The sequence below is a fragment of the Xanthomonas vasicola pv. musacearum NCPPB 4379 genome (genome assembly GCF_000277895.2).
GTDB classification, from domain to species: domain Bacteria; phylum Pseudomonadota; class Gammaproteobacteria; order Xanthomonadales; family Xanthomonadaceae; genus Xanthomonas; species Xanthomonas vasicola.
The window spans coordinates 1,892,068-1,908,146 of record NZ_CP034655.1; the positions used below are offsets into that span (position 1 = coordinate 1,892,068).

Consider the following 16,079-nt stretch of genomic DNA (forward strand, 5'->3'; position numbering starts at 1 on the left):
TCGCTTCTTCGTTCTATGCGTGTCGACTCCCCTTAATTCAGTGCCAGCCAAAACTAGAGGTCTGCGGTTGATGTTGATCACGGAACTCGGCGGGTGTTAGCCCGCCCAGGCTGTCGTGCGGTATCTGGTGGTTGTAGTCGGCCAGCCAGTGTTCGGTCTGTTCGCGAACCTCGCTCAGCGCGACGTCCCCCCGCCCTGAGTAGCGGCCGCGTTTAGAGTCCGGGGTTGATGATATCGGTGTTTGCCAGATGTTGGGCATAAGCGGACGGCGTCATGCCGCCAATTGCGTTCTTGGGTCGGTCCTCGTTGTATTCGCGTCGCCAGCGTTCGATCTCATTGCGTGCATGCAGCAGCGTTGGGAACCAGTGTTCGTTGAGGCATTCGTCGCGCAGCCGGCCGTTGAACGATTCGACGTAGGCGTTCTGGTTTGGTTTGCCCGGCTGGATGAGCCGTAGCTGCACACCCCGGTCATGCGCCCAGGCAACCATCGCTTTGCCGCAAAACTCCTTGCCGTTGTCGGTGCGGATCACCTGCGGCAGGCCGCGACTGTGTGCCAACCGATCCAGCACGCGCGCAACGCCGTGCCCGGAGATCGCGCGTTCCACCTCGATGGCGACCGCTTCGTGCGTTGCGTCGTCCACGATCACCAGACACTTGATCACTCGGCCGTCGGCGGAGCGGTCGAACACGAAGTCCATCGACCACACCTGGTTGGCCTGCGCTGGCCGCAGCAGCGGCTGACGCTCGCCAACCGGTACCTTCTTGCGCTTGCGGTGCCGCACTTGTAGCTGCTGCTCGCGATACAACCGCTCCACGCGCTTGTAGTTCACCAGGCGTCCTTCCTGTCGCAGCTTGAGATAGATCATCCCCACGCCGTAGCGGCGATGGCGATGCGCCAACGCAAGAATGCGCTCGCGCAGTTCGCCATTGCGGTCTTGGCGTGGGCAATAGCGCAGCGCGCTGGCGCTCATGCCAATCGCCGCCAAGGCACGACGCTCGCTAGCACCACGCCCGATCCACTCGCGCACCAGCGCACGACGCGCCGGTGCGCTCACCACTTTTTTCGCAACGCATCCTTGATCAGGTCATTCTCGAACAACTGCTCGGCCAGCAACCTCTTTAGCCGCGCGTTCTCGGCCTCAAGGTCCTTGAGCCGCTTGGCGTCGGGCACGCTCATGCCGCCGAACTTGCTGCGCCACAGATAGTACGAGGCCTCACTGAAGCCATGCCGCCGGCATAAGTCCTTGATCGCTATGCCCGCTTCGGCTTCGCGCAGGAAGCCGATGATCTGCTCTTCGGAAAAACGCTTCTTCACGTCCAATCTCCTTGGGGTAGGGAATTGGACTCCAAACTGAGGTGCTACTCAAAATTGGGGGGACGTCGACGCCGTTGATTGAGTTTCATCAGGCAATACACACGCCAGACCCTTTTGTGATTCCACACGTGTCCGCGACGGCGGATGATCTGAAAGAGCTTTCCAAACCCACGCTCGGGAAAGCGCTCGGCCAATTCGGACAGCAGCGCAATGACCTTCTCGTTGCGATCAGGACGGCGCCGATAGCGCGCTGTCGAGCGAGCCACGCCAACGACTGCACAGGCCCGGCGCTCGCTCCAGCCATGCTGCTCGACGAGCCAGGCAAGAAGCGGGCGTTTATGCGCCGGGTCTACAGTTTTTTTGCGATGACATCCTTCAATGCATGGTTTTCCATCGCGAGCTCGGCGTACATGCGTTTGAGCTTGCTGTGCTCGGTCTCCAGGTCGCGAAGGCGCTGGACATCAGCGGCCTCCGTGCCACCGTACTTGGACTTCCAGACGTAGTACGTGGCGTCGGAAATACCCAGCTCACGGCACACATCCTTGACATGGCGGCCGCCCTCAACCTGCTTCAGCGTGGCGACAATCTGGCTCTCGGTGAACTTGCTCTTGCGCATCGTTGGTCTCCTTGGTGGCTAGTGTGCCCGGAGACCTCTAACTATGGATGGATCAATTTTACGGGGAGTCGACATTGCTTTTTTTCGCCCTGCATGGAGCAGGGCTTTCGTTTTTAGGGCGTCTACAACTCCCGGCGTCCTTAAACTTCCAGCGACGCCAGATCGCCCTTGGTTTCCAGCCACTGCTTGCGGTCGCTTGCGCGCTTTTTGGCCAGCAGCATGTCCATCAACGAACGCGTCTGCTCGCCATCATCGATGGTCAGCTGCACCAGCCGGCGCGTGTCCGGGTGGATGGTGGATTCGCGCAGCTGCTGCGGATTCATTTCGCCCAGGCCCTTGAAGCGGGTGACGCTGATCTGCCCCTTCATCTTCTCGCGCGCGATCTTGTCCAGCAGCGTGGTCTTTTCTTCTTCATCCAGCGCGTAGAACACCTGCTTGCCCACGTCCACGCGGAACAGCGGCGGCATCGCGACGAACACGTGGCCGGCGGCCACAAGCGCAGGAAAGTGCTGCAGGAACAGCGCAGTCAGCAGCGTGGCGATATGCAGGCCATCGGAGTCGGCGTCGGCCAGAATCACCACCTTGCCGTAGCGCAGCCCGGTGATGTCGTCCTTGCCCGGGTCGCAACCGATCGCGATCGCCAGGTTATGCACTTCCTCGGAGGCCAATACGCTGCCCGAAGTCACTTCCCACGTATTGAGGATCTTGCCGCGCAGCGGCAGGATCGCCTGGAAATCCTTGTCGCGCGCCTGCTTGGCCGAGCCGCCGGCCGAATCGCCTTCGACCAGGAACAGCTCGGTGCGCGACAGATCCTGGCTGATGCAATCGGCCAACTTGCCGGGCAGGGCAGGGCCCTGGGTTACCTTCTTGCGGACGATCTGCTTTTCGGTCTTCAAGCGTGCGCTGGCGCGGTCGATGGCAATCTGCGCAATCTTCTCGCCGATCTCCACGTTCTGATTCAGATACAGGCTGAAGGCATCGAGTGCAGCGCCTTCGATGAAACCGGCGGCCTGGCGCGAGGACAGACGTTCCTTGGTCTGCCCGGAAAATTGCGGGTCGGTCATCTTCAGGCTGAGCACGAAGGTGACCCGGTCCCACACGTCTTCTGGCGCCAGCTTGACGCCGCGCGGCAGCAGATTGCGGAAGTCGCAGAACTCGCGCAGCGCATCGGTCAGGCCCGAGCGCAGGCCGTTGACGTGGGTGCCGTGCTGCGCGGTGGGGATCAGGTTGACGTAGCTTTCCTGCACCAGCTCGCCTTCCGGCACCCAGGCGGCGGCCCAGTCGACGATCTCGGTGTCTTTTTTCAGGCTACCGACGAACAGCTCGGCCGGCAGCATCTCGTGCTCGGCCATCTCGCCTTTCAAGTAATCGCGCAGGCCGTTTTCGAAATACCAGCTGTCCTGCTCGTCGGTGGCTTCGTCGTGCAGCTTCACGGTCAGGCCGGGGCACAGCACCGCCTTGGCGCGCAGCAGATGCCGCAACGCACGCACGTTGAATTTCGGCGTATCGAAATACTTGGGGTCGGCCCAGAACCGCAGCCGCGTGCCGGTGTTCTTCTTGCCGACGGTGCCAACCACTTCCAGTTTGGAAGCAGCATTGCCGTCGCGGAACTCCATGCGGTGCTCGCTGCCTTCGCGCTTGATGAACAGCTCGACCTTGGTCGACAGCGCGTTGACCACGCTCACGCCCACGCCGTGCAAGCCGCCGGAAAAGGTGTAGTTGCGGTTGTTGAACTTACCGCCGGCATGCAGCCGGGTCAGGATCAGCTCCACGCCCGGAATCTTCTCTTCCGGATGGATGTCCACCGGCATGCCACGGCCGTCGTCGGACACCTCGCAGCTGCCGTCCTTATACAAGGTGACTTCGACCTGCTTGGCGTGACCGGCCAGCGCCTCGTCGACCGAGTTATCGATCACTTCCTGCGCCAGATGGTTCGGGCGCGCAGTGTCGGTGTACATGCCAGGACGGCGTTTGACCGGGTCCAGGCCCGACAGCACTTCAATATCGGCGGCGTTATAACGGGTGTTCATGCATCTCGTTGGCACGTGAAACGACGCGCAAGTGTGGGGGCTGTGACGAATTTTTGCACGCGACAGGCGTTCAGTGCAGGGCTGGGTGCCACTGGATACCCTGGCGTTGGTTTCGGAACCAAACGTCCCCACCTGAGGATGTCACCGAAGCTAAAGAGGACGCCATGAAGTTCAAGCATATCCTGATGCTCACCCTCGGTGCGGCCGCAGTCGCAGCGCTTCCCGCCATGGCCCAGGCCGCTCCGCAGCAGACCGGGCAGGGCGCCACCGCGCAAAAAGCAGGCGACGCGAAGGCCAAGAGCGAAGCTGAGCGCAAGGCCGAACGCCGTGCCGCTGCTGCCGCGCAGAAGCCCAAGAGCGACGTGTCACCGCGCGAAGAAGAGGAAGAAGAGAAGCCGGCGCGCTGATTCTGCGCATCGATTGAGTGACACGCAGACGCCCTGGCTCCGGCCGGGGCGTCTGCTTTTGCGGCTCGCGCAGCACGCACTTTTTCAGCGTGGAATGACTTGGTCGCCACGCAACCCTTGGGCATTCGCCCGTCAACCGCTAAACTATGGCTTTCCGGGAGGCTTCAAGCCCCATGACCCCCCTGATTTTTGTTACCGGCGGCGTAGTGTCCTCGCTAGGCAAGGGCATTGCCGCCGCTTCGCTTGCGTCCATTCTTGAAGCGCGTGGCCTGAAGGTCACGATGATGAAGCTGGACCCGTATATCAATGTGGACCCGGGCACGATGAGCCCGTTCCAGCATGGCGAGGTCTACGTCACCGACGACGGTGCCGAAACCGACCTGGATCTGGGCCACTACGAGCGCTACGTGCGCACGCGCCTGTCGCGCAAGAACTCGGTGACCACCGGCCGCATCTACGAGAACGTGATCCGCAAGGAGCGTCGCGGCGATTATCTGGGCGCCACCGTGCAGGTGATCCCGCATATCACCGATGAAATCCGCCGTTGCATCGATGAAGCCACGGCCGGCTTCGATGTCGCGCTGATCGAGATCGGCGGCACCGTCGGCGACATCGAATCGCTGCCGTTTCTGGAAGCGATCCGCCAGGTGCGCACCGAGCGCGGCGCCGAGAAAGCCATGTTCATGCATCTCACGCTGGTGCCGTACATCGCGGCGGCCGGTGAGTTGAAGACCAAGCCGACCCAGCATTCGGTCAAGGAATTGCGCTCGATCGGCATCCAGCCGGACGTGCTGCTGTGCCGTTCCGAGCAGGCGGTGCCGGATTCGGAACGCCGCAAGATTGCGTTGTTCACCAATGTCTCCGAGCGCGCAGTGATCAGTTGCCCGGATATCGACGTGCTGTACGGCATGCCGCTGGAGTTGCTGCGCCAGGGGTTGGATGAGTTGGTTATCGAGCAGTTCAAGCTGCGCGACAAGGTGGCTGCGGCGGATCTGTCCGAATGGGCGGCCGTGGTGGATGCGGTCAAGCATCCGCTGGACGAAGTCACCATCGCCGTGGTCGGCAAATACGTCGATCACCAGGACGCCTATAAGTCGGTGGCTGAAGCGCTGCGTCACGGCGGCCTGCGTCAGCGCACCAAGGTCAATTTGAAGTGGCTGGAAGCGCAGGATCTGGAAGGTAGCGACATGGCGGCGTTGCAGGACATCGACGGCATCCTGGTGCCGGGCGGGTTTGGCGACCGCGGTTTCGAAGGCAAGGTGCAGACCTCCAAGTTCGCGCGTGAGCACAAGGTGCCGTATTTCGGTATCTGCTACGGCATGCAGGCGGCGGTGGTGGACTATGCTCGTCATGTTGCCGATCTGGATGCGGCCAACAGCACCGAGAACGATCGCCAGTCGCCGCACCCGGTGATCGGCCTGATCACCGAATGGCGCACCGCGACCGGCGAAGTCGAAAAGCGCGACGAAAAATCCGATCTGGGTGGCACCATGCGCCTGGGCCTGCAGGAGCAGCGCCTGAAGCCGGGCACGCTGGCGCGCGAGGTGTACGGCAAGGACGTGGTAGCTGAGCGGCATCGTCATCGCTACGAATTCAACAACCGCTACCGCACGCAGCTGGAAGACGCTGGGTTGGTGATCTCCGGCAAGTCGATGGACGACACGTTGGTGGAAGTGGTGGAACTGCCGCGCGACACGCACCCTTGGTTCCTGGCCTGCCAGGCGCATCCGGAATTCCTGTCCACTCCGCGCGACGGCCACCCGCTGTTTATCGGCTTCGTGCGTGCGGCGCGCGAAAAGAAGGCGGGCGGGAAGTTGTTGAAGGAAGCGCGTGCGTGAGTATTGGCGAAGATGAATTCAAGGCTCTGCTTCGGAAGATTCTTGCGGATCCGGAAACCGAGGCCTTTGTTAAAAATATCGTTCTGAATCGGCCGCTGATTTTTGAGTCTGCCAACGGTTCCAATACGCTCCATATTGCGCCTACGGCGGTAGTGAATAACGCAACATTCAATCTTTCGTCAGGCAATATCCAAGTGCAAGACTGGGCTTTTTTCGGGCATGAGGTGAAACTGCTCACTGGTAGTCACGATGCGCGCGTGCTTGACCGAGATCGGCAGACCGCGGTTCCGAAAAGTGGGCGCGACATCGTGGTAGGGCAGGGTGCTTGGATTTGCACGGGAGCCATTATTTTAGGTCCGTGCACCATTGGCGAACATGCGGTCGTCGCAGCTGGTGCGGTTGTCAATCGCGATGTTCCGTCATTTGCGGTGGTTGGAGGCGTTCCTGCCAAGATCATCAAGATGGTTGATTCGCATCTCACGACAAATGGTGGAATTGATGAAACTGTGTGACTTTGAAGTTGGCCTGGATCAGCCGTTGTTCCTGATCGCCGGCCCCTGCGTGATCGAGTCGATGCAGCTGCAACTCGACGTGGCCGGCAAGCTCAAGGAAATCACCGGCAAGCTCGGTGTCAACTTCATTTTCAAGTCGAGTTTCGACAAGGCCAACCGCACCTCCGGTACCAGCTTCCGTGGCCCAGGCCTGGAAGAGGGCCTGAAGGTGCTGGATGCGGTGAAGCAGCAGATCGGCGTGCCGGTGCTCACCGACGTCCACGAATACACCCCGATGAATGAGGTCGCGGCCGTCGTCGACGTGCTGCAGACCCCGGCATTTCTGGTGCGCCAGACCGACTTCATCAAGAACGTCTGCGCCGCCGGCAAGCCGGTCAATATCAAAAAGGGTCAGTTCCTGGCACCGTGGGACATGAAGCCGGTGGTGGACAAGGCCAAGTCGACCGGCAACGAGCAGATCATGGTCTGCGAGCGTGGTGCCTCGTTCGGCTACAACAATTTGGTCAGCGACATGCGCTCGCTGAGCGTCATGCGCGATACCGGCTGCCCGGTGGTGTTCGATGCCACCCATTCGGTGCAGTTGCCGGGCGGGCAGGGCAGCAGCTCCGGTGGCCAGCGCGAGTTCGTGCCGGTGCTGGCGCGTGCGGCGGTGTCGGTCGGTATTTCCGGCCTGTTTGCCGAGACCCACCCGGATCCGTCCAAGGCGCTGTCCGATGGCCCTAACGCGTGGCCGCTGGATCGCATGGAAGAACTGCTCGAAACTCTGATGGAACTGGATGCCGTCACCAAGAAGCACGGGTTCGCGCGCTTCGCATGAATTCCGATGCCTGGGTGGTGGCAGCGTTGCACCGCCCGAGTCGGCAATGGCGCCACTGCCCGTGGGGCTGGTTGGCGTTGGCTGCATCGATCGCGGCGTGGGCCTGCATGGCAGTGATGGTGGTGCTGTTCACCGTAAGCGTCGGTGTGCCCGGCGACGGCGACCATGTGATGCAGGCCACGCGGGTGCCGATGCTGATCACGCTGGTGGTGGCCGCGATCGCAACAGTCAGTTGCCTGGTCGCCGGCCCGGTCGCGTTGCGGCTGGCGCGCAAACCGGCGCAGCGGTCCTTGCGCTGATCTTGCTGTTGCTCTTGCTGCTGCTGTTTGGTTTGTCGCTGCCGGGCTTGATGGCTTAGCAGCGCGCTCGCCTGCCTGTTGCATGCACCAGCTGTCTGCGATTTGGCAATGGGCCGGTGTGCAGCGATAATCCTGCAGCTTGTCTCCGGTGTCCTTCCCCCTCTACTGGTAACCGATCGACCTATGACCACTATTGCCAAGATTCTCGCCCGCGAAATCCTCGACTCCCGCGGAAATCCCACGCTGGAGGCCGAAGTCACGCTGGACGACGGCTCGTTCGGTCGCGCTGCTGTGCCCTCGGGCGCTTCGACCGGCACCAAGGAAGCGGTGGAACTGCGCGATGGCGACAAGACCCGCTACCTGGGCAAGGGTGTGCGTCACGCAGTGGACAACGTCAACGGCACGATTGCCGAGACGCTGAAGAACTTCGACGCTGCCGACCAGCAGGGCCTGGACCGTCGCCTGATCGATCTGGATGGCACCGATAACAAGGGCCGCCTGGGCGCCAACGCGCTTCTGGGTGTTTCGCTGGCTGCCGCGCATGCCGTGGCCGCTTCGCGCAAGCAGCCGCTGTGGCAGTACCTGTCCACCATCACCGAATCCGATGTGGCGCTGCCGGTGCCGATGATGAACATCATTAACGGCGGCGCACATGCCGACAACAACGTCGATTTCCAGGAGTTCATGGTGCTGCCGGTTGGCTGCAGCTCGTTCTCCGAAGCGCTGCGCGCCGGTACCGAAATCTTTCATTCGCTCAAGTCGGTGCTCAAGGGCCACGGCCTGAGCACCGCGGTGGGCGACGAAGGTGGCTTTGCGCCGGACTTCCGCAGCAACGTCGAGGCACTGGACACCATTCTCGAAGCGATCGGTAAAGCCGGTTACACCGCTGGCGAAGACATCCTGCTGGGCCTGGACGTAGCCTCCTCGGAGTTCTACGACAACGGCAAGTACAACCTGGTGGGCGAGAACAAGCGCCTGACCAGCGAGCAGTTCGTCGACTTCCTGGCCGACTGGGTGGCCCAGTACCCGATCATCAGCATCGAAGACGGCCTGGCCGAAGACGACTGGACCGGCTGGAAGCTGCTGACCGAGCGTGTCGGCAAGAAGGTGCAGCTGGTGGGCGACGATCTGTTCGTCACCAACCCGAAGATCTTCAAGCAGGGCATCGATTCGGGCACCGCCAATGCGATCCTGATCAAGGTCAACCAGATCGGCACGCTGACCGAAACGCTGGAAGCCATCGCGATGGCGCACGCGGCCAATTACGCCTCGATCGTGTCGCACCGTTCGGGCGAAACCGAAGACACCACCATCGCCGATATCGCCGTGGCCACCACCGCCACGCAGATCAAGACCGGCTCGCTGTGCCGCAGCGACCGCGTCGCCAAGTACAACCAGTTGCTGCGTATCGAGCAGGCGCTGGGCTCCGGCGCGCGTTACGCCGGTCGCGACGCGTTCGTTTCGATCAAGCGATAAGACGTGCGCAACTGGCGCTGGCTACTGCTGGTGCTGGCGGTACTGCTGGCTTGGCTACAGTACCGCTTCTGGTTCGGGCCTGGGAATTCTGGCGAAGTCATGATGCTGGAAGCCCAGGTCGCGCATCAGACACAGGACAACGAAGGTCTGCGCCAACGCAACCAGGCGTTGGCAGCAGAAGTCAAGGACTTGAAGGATGGCGAGGCGGCAATCGAAGAGCGTGCACGCAGCGAGCTGGGCATGATCAAGCCTGGCGAAACGTTTTATCGCGTGGTCGAAGATGCGCCATTGCCGTCACCTGCATCGCCTGAAACAGCGGCTCCCGCACAGCAAACGCCTGCCTCCACCGATCCGGTGGATCACCCATGACCGGTTCAATCTGGGCAATCGTGCCGGCCGCAGGGCGCGGCACGCGTTTTGGCGGTCCGCTGCCCAAACAATATCTGCAGGCCGGCGCTCAGCCCTTGATGGCGTACACGCTGGCGGCATTGGCCGCGCATCCGGCGCTGGCCGGCATCATGGTGGCGATCGCCCCCGGCGATGCCGATTGGCCGGGCTGGACCGCGGTGCAGTCCAAGCCGGTACTCACCTGCCTGGGCGGCGCGACGCGTGCTGCCTCGGTGCTGGCTGGCTTGCTGGCCTTGCCTGAGAGCGTGCGTGCCGACGATTTCGTGCTGGTGCACGATGCCGCACGGCCGAATCTGGCCCTGGCCGATCTGGACCGCCTGCTGGAAATCGGCCGCGGCGACCCGGTCGGCGCAATCCTGGCCGCACCGGTACGCGACACGCTCAAACGTGCCGGTGACGATGGCGGCATCGACGGCACCGAACCGCGCGAGCGTCTGTGGCGTGCACTCACGCCGCAGTTGTTTCGCCGGCATCAACTGATCCGCGGACTCACCGAAGCCTCGGCGGCCGGTGTGGACGTCACCGATGAGGCGATGGCGATGGAACGGATGGGGCTGCGCCCATTGCTGGTGGAAGGCGCCGAAGACAACTTCAAGGTGACCACGCCGGCGGATCTGGCGCGCTTCGAATTCGAATTGGCACGCCGCGGCATTACGGTCGACGCCGATGCGCTGGATGCGCAGGCCGACGATGCGCCGACCAATGCGCGCGACGCTGCAGCGCAGTTCACCACAGTCGGTCACGGCAACGGCAACGACGCCACTTAACAACGACAGGCTCTCCATGTCCTTCAAGTTCCGAATCGGCCAAGGCTACGACGTGCATGCGTTCGGCCCTGGCGACCATGTGATGCTCGGTGGCGTGCGCGTGACGCACAGCCATGGCGTGCTCGCGCATAGCGATGGCGATGTGGTGTTGCACGCACTGTGCGATGCGATGCTGGGCGCGCTGGCGCTGGGTGACATCGGCCGGCATTTTCCGCCGTCCGACGAACGCTGGAAGGACGCCGACAGCGCGCAGTTCCTGCAGCATTGCGATAGCTTGCTGCGCGAGCGCGGCTGGCGCGTCGGCAATGCCGACATCACCGTGATCTGCGAGCGGCCCAAGGTCGGTCCGCATGCGGTGGCCATGCGCGAACGCATCGCCGGCCTGTTGGCGATCGAGCTGGACGCGGTCAGCGTCAAGGCCACCACGAGCGAACAATTGGGCTTCACCGGTCGCGGCGAAGGCATTGCCGCACAGGCCGCAGTACTGCTGGGCAGGATCGCTGCATAAGCTGCAGCAACACACGCAGCGCTGCGCGCCGGGACCGGCGCTGATACAGCGAGATGTAATCATCACGCCGAGCGATTCGGCGCACAGCGCGCCACCTCCGGCGCGAAGGCGGCCACACCATGAGCGAGACCTCTTTGCTGCCACGTGCGCATGGCGCTGCCGTGCTCAGCGCGGCAATGCGCAGCACGCCGGACGACTTTCAGGTCGACGAACTCCCGGCATTCGAGCCATCCGGTGAAGGTGAGCATTTGCTGCTCACCGTGCGCAAGCGAGGTCAGAACACCGCCTATATCGCCAAAAAGCTCGCGCACTGGGCCGGCATCGCCGAAATGGGCGTCAGTTATGCAGGTTTGAAAGATCGCCATGCAGTGACCACCCAGCGCTTCAGTGTGCATCTGCCCAAGCGCATCGCGCCGGATATCGCCGCGCTGGACGACGCCGAGATGCAGGTGGTCGATAGCACCTGGCACAACCGCAAGCTGCAGCGCGGTGCGCTGCATGGGAACCGTTTTGTGTTGACGCTGCGCCAGGTACAGGGCGAACGCGATGCAATCGATGACCGCTTGCAGGCGATCGCCGCACGCGGCATTCCGAATTGGTTTGGCGAACAACGCTTCGGTCGCGATGGCGGCAACGTGGCGGGCGCGTTGGCGATGTTCGGTTATACGCAAGCTGCCGACGGCACATTGGCGCCGGCGCCAACATCCAAGCGGCGGCTGCGCAACGATCAGCGCTCGATGCTGCTGTCGGCGGCGCGCTCGGCCTTGTTCAATCGTGTCCTCGCTGCACGGGTGGCGCAGGGCAGCTGGGATAGGGCGCTGGAGGGCGAGGCATGGATGCTGGACGGCTCGCGCAGCGTCTTCGGCCCGGAGCCGTGGAGCGATGTGCTGGCCGAGCGCCTGGCGCGTTTCGATATTCATCCCAGTGGCCCGTTGTGGGGCGTGGGTGATTTGCGTTCGACTGATCAGGCCGCAACGGTGGAGCAGGGCGCGTTGTCCGATCCGCAATCTGAAGCGCTGCGCCAAGGCCTGGAAGCAGCAGGGCTGAAGCAGGAACGCCGCGCGCTGCGTTTGCGTCCGCAAGGCCTGGACTATCGATGGCTGGAGGCGCAGACCCTGCAATTGGAGTTCGCGCTGCCGCCTGGTTGTTATGCCACCGCGGTGCTGTGGGAATTGGGTGAGGTCACCGACGCAGGCCGTTTCAACGCCGGTGTGCGTTCTGACGAGTGACTGCGTGCGGCCGCTGGTCGGTCGCATTGCACAGCGTCGATCGCGATCTTCGCGTAGGAGCGGCCTTGGCCGCGACGGGTGCCATCGTGAGGTGGATAGCAGCGGCACTGACCAGGATTCAGCGGTACAAAGTTGCTAAACACTCATCACCTCGCGTCGCGGCCGCCCACACGTGCCAGACGTTCCCTTCAACGCATCAACGCGTGCAGTTGCAATTCAACGCCGCGAGTCATGCGCTCGCCGCAATCCGCCTAGGTTGCAATAGATAGGGATGGCGGTTGCGTTTTTGGGGACACAACCACTTGTTATCGCCGCGCCAGCAACACCAGCAGCGCCCCGGTGCCGCCCTGCGTCGGCGGCGCCGAATGAAACGCCAGCACATCGTTGCGTTGGCGCAGCAGCCGGTCCATCAGGTTCTTCAACACAGGCGCACCGTTGTCGGACTGCAGGCCCTTGCCGTGGATGATGCGCACGCAACCATGTTCGTGCGCATGCGCTTCCAGCAGGAATTGGCGCAGCAGCGATTCGGCCTGAGCGGCGGTGGCGCCGTGTAGATCCAGTTCGTCCTGCACCGAAAATTGCCCGCGCTTGAGCCGCTGAAACAATCGTGTAGGAAGATTCTCGCGCCGATAGCTGGCGGTATCGCCCGCTTCCAGCGGCGCGCTGTCGCGCAACAGGCGCGCAAATTCCGTGTGCGCTTCGGCATCGTCGCGCTCGGCCATGCGCGCGCGCGGTTTGGGGCGCGGCTTGGCATTGGCCGGTGGGTCGACTTCACGAATCGGGTTGACCGCGCCGATTGCTGCGCGGAACAACGCCGCGTCGTCTTCGTCTTCAGGATGCGACATCCGCACAGCGTACCCGGTCCAAGCGCAGACGCACGCGAAGATCAAGCGCGAAGGCGCGGGACGCATCCGGTATCATGGCCCGGTTTTCCGAGGAGTCTCATGCGCGTACTGGTTAGCAACGACGACGGTGTCGACGCCCCCGGCATCCAGCTATTGGCCGAGGCGCTGCGGCATGCCGGTCATGAAGTGATGGTGGTCGCGCCTGATCGCGACCGCTCTGGTGCCAGCAATTCGCTGACGCTGGATGTGCCTATCCGCACCCGCCGCATCGACGCGCAGACCTGCGCCGTGGCCGGCACACCGACCGACTGCGTGCATCTGGCACTCACCGGCATGCTCGATTACGACCCTGACATCGTGGTCTCCGGCATCAATAACTCGGCCAATCTGGGCGACGACGTGATCTATTCGGGCACCGTGTCTGCCGCAATGGAAGGCCGCTTCCTGGGCTTGCCGGCGGTGGCGGTCTCGTTGGTCACGCGCAACCACCAAGCGCATCACTACGACACCGCCGCGCGCGCTGCGGTGGAAATCGTGGCGCGGCTCAAGGCCGATCCCTTGCCCGCCGACACTATTCTGAACGTCAACGTGCCGGATCTGGCGTGGTCGGATGTGCTCGGTTTCGAAGTCACCCGTCTCGGCAATCGTCATCGCTCCGAACCCTGTGTGCCGCAACGCGATCCGCGCGGCCGCACCGTGTATTGGATCGGCCCTGCCGGTCCGGAGCAGGACGCAGGCGCCGGCACCGATTTCCACGCCGTGCGCACCGGGCATATTTCGATTACCCCGATCCATGTCGATCTCACCCGCTACCAGGCGCTGGAGACCGTTGCTGGTTGGGTAGGCGGGCTGACCGCAGCGCTGGACGGCCCGGCATGACGCCGAGGCTGCGCCTGCAACCAGAATCGGTCGGCATCGGCATGACCTCGCAGCGCGTGCGCGACCGCCTGGTCGAGCGGCTGCGCGAGGCCGGCATCCAGGACGAGGCCACCCTCAACGCGATGCGCACCGTGCCGCGGCACTTGTTTATCGACGAAGCGCTGGCCTCACGCGCCTACGAGGACACCGCGCTGCCGATCGGCCACGGCCAGACCATCTCCCAGCCGTGGGTGGTGGCGCGCATGACCGAAGCAGTGCTGCAGGTGGCGCCGACCAAGGTGCTTGAAGTGGGCACCGGCTCCGGTTACCAGGGCGCCATCCTGGCTGCATTGGGGCTGGAGGTGTACACCGTCGAGCGCATCGGTGACCTGCTGCGGCAGGCGCGCAAGCGCTTCCGGCATTTGGGCATGAATGTGCGCAGCAAGCACGACGACGGCCGCATTGGCTGGCCCGAGCATGGCCCCTACGACGCCATCGTGGTGACCGCCGCGGCACCGGCGTTGGTCGATGCGCTGGTCGATCAACTCGCCGTTGGCGGGCGCCTGGTCGCGCCGGTCGGTGGTGCTTCCTCGCAATCGTTGGTGCAACTCACCCGCGCGGCCGATGGCGCAATCGAACAACAGGTTCTGGCGCCGGTCACGTTCGTCCCGCTGTTGTCGGGCATGCTGGATTGAATCCATGAGAATTTCTCGATGAAGATTTTTGGGCCGTTGTACGACGTGGCCATCCGTTGGTCGCGCCATCGCCGCGCACCCGCGCTGCTGACCGGCCTCAGCTTCGTGGAGGGCTTCATCTTCCCGGTGCCGCCGGAAGTGATGCTGGCACCGATGTCGCTGGCCGAGCCCAAGCGCTCGTTGTGGTTCGCCACCTTGAGCCTGCTGGGCTCGATCTGCGGCGCACTGGTCGGTTATCTGCTCGGCCATTTCGCGTTTGCGGCGTTGCAGCCGTTGATCGAATGGCTGGGCTGGAATGCAAAGATCCAGCAGCAGATCGAAACGCTGCGCACGCTGGTCGCCGATTCGCCGTGGAAGGCATTTTGGGCCCTGGTGTTGGTTGGCTTCACCCCGATTCCGCTGAAAATCTTTACCTGGGCTTCGGGCGTGGTCGGCGTGCCGATCCTGCCGTTCATCGCCAGCATGTTGGTTGGACGCGGCAAGCGCGTGTACCTGGTTGCCGGTGCGATCCGCCTGGGCGGAGCGCGTGCCGAAGCGGCGCTGCATCGCTGGATCGAGCCGCTGGGCTGGGTTGCGATGGCGGTGCTGGCGATAGGTGCAGGGTGGCTGGTGTGGAAGACAACGAACGGATGAGCAAGACGCAGATGAATTCGGTACGCAAGACAGCAGTCATGCTCGCAGTGGCCATCGGGCTGACCGCCTGCAGCAGTGCCACGGTGGTGCGTTCGCCTGGAGCCAGTGGTGGTTCGTCCTCGCGTCCAAGCGCGGCGCCACGCCCGTCGGTGCCACGCCCCGGTGCCACCGTGACCGTCCAGCGCGGCGACACTCTGTATGCGATCTCGCGCCGCACCAACATCACTGCGCCGGACCTGGCGGCCTGGAACGGCTTGTCTTCGCCGAACACCATCTATCCCGGTCAGACCCTCAAGCTATATCCGCCCGGTGCCAGCAAGCCGGGCAGTAGCTCGCCGGTTGCCGGCACCGTGGCTCCGCCGCGCCCGACTGCGCCGATCGCCGCACCGGTCAGCAGTGGATTTTCCTGGCGTTGGCCGGCCGATGGCGTGGTCGTCGGCACCTTCGTCACTGGCGAAACGACCAAGCAGGGCGTGGACATCGCCGGTGCCAGCGGCCAGGCCGTGCGCGCCGCCGCCGATGGCGTGGTGGTGTATTCCGGCGCCGGCCTGGTCGGCTACGGCGAGCTGATCATCATCAAGCACAACGACCAGTGGCTATCTGCGTACGGGCACAACCGCAAGCGTTTGCTTAACGAAGGCCAGAGCGTCAAGGCCGGGCAGCAGATCGCCGAAATGGGCCGCAGCGGTGCGTCCCGCGACATGCTGCACTTCGAGATCCGCTACAACGGCAAGCCGGTCGATCCGCTGCTGTATTTGCCGAAGAAGTGAGATTGGGGAGTTGGGATTCGGGATTCGCAACGGCCCTGGACTGTTCGTATTCGGGC

At 63.3% G+C, this 16,079-nt stretch carries 17 protein-coding genes and 2 pseudogenes; 14 read left to right on the plus strand and 5 right to left on the minus strand.

The window, feature by feature from the left end:
* Window positions 1–37: 37 nt before the first annotated feature.
* The 4 genes and pseudogenes from KWO_RS08905 to parE all read right to left on the minus strand — a co-directional run.
* Window positions 38–178: pseudogene (locus tag KWO_RS08905) on the minus strand (integrase core domain-containing protein); the annotation flags it as partial.
* 34 nt (window positions 179–212) lie between these two features.
* A protein-coding gene (locus KWO_RS08910) for an IS3 family transposase (RefSeq protein WP_100243780.1) occupies window positions 213–1,315 on the minus strand; the annotation gives its coding sequence in 2 pieces (ribosomal slippage) (window positions 213–1,057 and window positions 1,057–1,315; 1,104 coding nt in all).
* Window positions 1,316–1,380: 65 nt separating this feature from the next.
* Window positions 1,381–1,931: pseudogene (locus tag KWO_RS08915) on the minus strand (transposase); the annotation flags it as partial.
* 140 nt (window positions 1,932–2,071) lie between these two features.
* Window positions 2,072–3,961, minus strand: a complete 1,890-nt coding sequence (parE, locus tag KWO_RS08920; protein WP_017112590.1) for a DNA topoisomerase IV subunit B — start codon at window positions 3,959–3,961, stop codon at window positions 2,072–2,074.
* Between the two features lie 164 nt (window positions 3,962–4,125).
* On the opposite strand from parE, the gene KWO_RS08925 reads away from it, so the two are divergent.
* From KWO_RS08925 to truD, 10 genes are all read left to right on the plus strand, one after another.
* Window positions 4,126–4,368 carry a hypothetical protein gene (locus tag KWO_RS08925; RefSeq protein WP_010365665.1) on the plus strand — a complete coding sequence of 81 codons (243 nt, stop codon included), beginning with the start codon at window positions 4,126–4,128 and terminating at the stop codon, window positions 4,366–4,368.
* 173 nt (window positions 4,369–4,541) lie between these two features.
* On the plus strand, window positions 4,542–6,206 hold the full coding sequence (gene pyrG, locus KWO_RS08930) for a CTP synthase (RefSeq protein WP_010365666.1): 1,665 nt from the start codon (window positions 4,542–4,544) through the stop codon (window positions 6,204–6,206).
* On the plus strand, window positions 6,203–6,718 hold the full coding sequence (locus KWO_RS08935; protein ID WP_010379634.1) for an acyltransferase: 516 nt from the start codon (window positions 6,203–6,205) through the stop codon (window positions 6,716–6,718). Before pyrG ends, KWO_RS08935 begins: the two co-directional genes overlap by 4 nt.
* On the plus strand, window positions 6,705–7,535 hold the full coding sequence (gene kdsA, locus KWO_RS08940; RefSeq protein ID WP_010379635.1) for a 3-deoxy-8-phosphooctulonate synthase: 831 nt from the start codon (window positions 6,705–6,707) through the stop codon (window positions 7,533–7,535). Before KWO_RS08935 ends, kdsA begins: the two co-directional genes overlap by 14 nt.
* On the plus strand, window positions 7,532–7,834 hold the full coding sequence (locus tag KWO_RS23560; RefSeq protein ID WP_010379636.1) for a hypothetical protein: 303 nt from the start codon (window positions 7,532–7,534) through the stop codon (window positions 7,832–7,834). The genes kdsA and KWO_RS23560 overlap by 4 nt, the downstream gene beginning before the upstream one ends.
* Before the next feature lie 183 nt (window positions 7,835–8,017).
* A complete protein-coding gene (gene eno / locus KWO_RS08950) occupies window positions 8,018–9,310 on the plus strand; it encodes a phosphopyruvate hydratase (protein WP_010379637.1) in 1,293 nt (430 codons plus the stop codon).
* Between the two features lie 3 nt (window positions 9,311–9,313).
* Complete coding sequence (ftsB, locus tag KWO_RS08955) at window positions 9,314–9,679, plus strand: cell division protein FtsB (protein WP_010365672.1); 366 nt, start codon at window positions 9,314–9,316, stop codon at window positions 9,677–9,679.
* Window positions 9,676–10,485 carry a 2-C-methyl-D-erythritol 4-phosphate cytidylyltransferase gene (gene ispD, locus KWO_RS08960; RefSeq protein WP_010379639.1) on the plus strand — a complete coding sequence of 270 codons (810 nt, stop codon included), beginning with the start codon at window positions 9,676–9,678 and terminating at the stop codon, window positions 10,483–10,485. The genes ftsB and ispD overlap by 4 nt, the downstream gene beginning before the upstream one ends.
* A gap of 16 nt (window positions 10,486–10,501) precedes the next feature.
* Window positions 10,502–10,993 (plus strand): 2-C-methyl-D-erythritol 2,4-cyclodiphosphate synthase, encoded by a 492-nt coding sequence (gene ispF, locus KWO_RS08965; protein WP_010379640.1) that lies wholly within the window; start codon window positions 10,502–10,504, stop codon window positions 10,991–10,993.
* 119 nt (window positions 10,994–11,112) lie between these two features.
* Window positions 11,113–12,222: a tRNA pseudouridine(13) synthase TruD gene (gene truD / locus KWO_RS08970; protein ID WP_010379641.1), complete on the plus strand. Its 1,110-nt coding sequence runs from the start codon at window positions 11,113–11,115 to the stop codon at window positions 12,220–12,222.
* A gap of 305 nt (window positions 12,223–12,527) precedes the next feature.
* Here truD and KWO_RS08975 read toward each other — a convergent pair whose 3' ends face one another.
* Entirely contained in the window at window positions 12,528–13,067 is a 540-nt protein-coding gene (locus KWO_RS08975) for a Smr/MutS family protein (RefSeq protein ID WP_010379642.1), read from the minus strand.
* A 99-nt stretch (window positions 13,068–13,166) separates the two neighbouring features.
* Here KWO_RS08975 and surE point away from each other — a divergent pair, with 99 nt between their 5' ends.
* From surE to KWO_RS08995, 4 genes are read left to right on the plus strand one after another with little or no spacing between them, the layout of a single operon-like run.
* Window positions 13,167–13,946: a 5'/3'-nucleotidase SurE gene (surE, locus tag KWO_RS08980; protein WP_010365682.1), complete on the plus strand. Its 780-nt coding sequence runs from the start codon at window positions 13,167–13,169 to the stop codon at window positions 13,944–13,946.
* Window positions 13,943–14,620, plus strand: coding sequence for a protein-L-isoaspartate(D-aspartate) O-methyltransferase (locus KWO_RS08985; RefSeq protein ID WP_010365684.1), 678 nt, complete (start codon window positions 13,943–13,945; stop codon window positions 14,618–14,620). Before surE ends, KWO_RS08985 begins: the two co-directional genes overlap by 4 nt.
* 18 nt (window positions 14,621–14,638) lie before the next feature.
* Window positions 14,639–15,253, plus strand: coding sequence for a YqaA family protein (locus KWO_RS08990; RefSeq protein WP_010379643.1), 615 nt, complete (start codon window positions 14,639–14,641; stop codon window positions 15,251–15,253).
* Window positions 15,250–16,023 carry a peptidoglycan DD-metalloendopeptidase family protein gene (locus KWO_RS08995; RefSeq protein WP_010379644.1) on the plus strand — a complete coding sequence of 258 codons (774 nt, stop codon included), beginning with the start codon at window positions 15,250–15,252 and terminating at the stop codon, window positions 16,021–16,023. The genes KWO_RS08990 and KWO_RS08995 overlap by 4 nt, the downstream gene beginning before the upstream one ends.
* Window positions 16,024–16,079 lie beyond the last annotated feature (56 nt).

What these genes read in the sequence shown, in the direction of transcription:
- truD (WP_010379641.1), top strand. Translation starts at nt 11,113, where the DNA reads ATGAGCGAGACCTCTTTGCTGCCACGTGCGCATGGCGCTGCCGTGCTC.
- eno (WP_010379637.1), top strand. Translation starts at nt 8,018, where the DNA reads ATGACCACTATTGCCAAGATTCTCGCCCGCGAAATCCTCGACTCCCGC.
- ispF (WP_010379640.1), top strand. Translation starts at nt 10,502, where the DNA reads ATGTCCTTCAAGTTCCGAATCGGCCAAGGCTACGACGTGCATGCGTTC.
- kdsA (WP_010379635.1), top strand. Translation starts at nt 6,705, where the DNA reads ATGAAACTGTGTGACTTTGAAGTTGGCCTGGATCAGCCGTTGTTCCTG.
- surE (WP_010365682.1), top strand. Translation starts at nt 13,167, where the DNA reads ATGCGCGTACTGGTTAGCAACGACGACGGTGTCGACGCCCCCGGCATC.
- KWO_RS08990 (WP_010379643.1), top strand. Translation starts at nt 14,639, where the DNA reads ATGAAGATTTTTGGGCCGTTGTACGACGTGGCCATCCGTTGGTCGCGC.
- pyrG (WP_010365666.1), top strand. Translation starts at nt 4,542, where the DNA reads ATGACCCCCCTGATTTTTGTTACCGGCGGCGTAGTGTCCTCGCTAGGC.
- KWO_RS08925 (WP_010365665.1), top strand. Translation starts at nt 4,126, where the DNA reads ATGAAGTTCAAGCATATCCTGATGCTCACCCTCGGTGCGGCCGCAGTC.
- KWO_RS23560 (WP_010379636.1), top strand. Translation starts at nt 7,532, where the DNA reads ATGAATTCCGATGCCTGGGTGGTGGCAGCGTTGCACCGCCCGAGTCGG.
- ispD (WP_010379639.1), top strand. Translation starts at nt 9,676, where the DNA reads ATGACCGGTTCAATCTGGGCAATCGTGCCGGCCGCAGGGCGCGGCACG.
- KWO_RS08975 (WP_010379642.1), bottom strand. Translation starts at nt 13,067, where the DNA reads ATGTCGCATCCTGAAGACGAAGACGACGCGGCGTTGTTCCGCGCAGCA.
- KWO_RS08985 (WP_010365684.1), top strand. Translation starts at nt 13,943, where the DNA reads ATGACGCCGAGGCTGCGCCTGCAACCAGAATCGGTCGGCATCGGCATG.
- parE (WP_017112590.1), bottom strand. Translation starts at nt 3,961, where the DNA reads ATGAACACCCGTTATAACGCCGCCGATATTGAAGTGCTGTCGGGCCTG.
- KWO_RS08995 (WP_010379644.1), top strand. Translation starts at nt 15,250, where the DNA reads ATGAGCAAGACGCAGATGAATTCGGTACGCAAGACAGCAGTCATGCTC.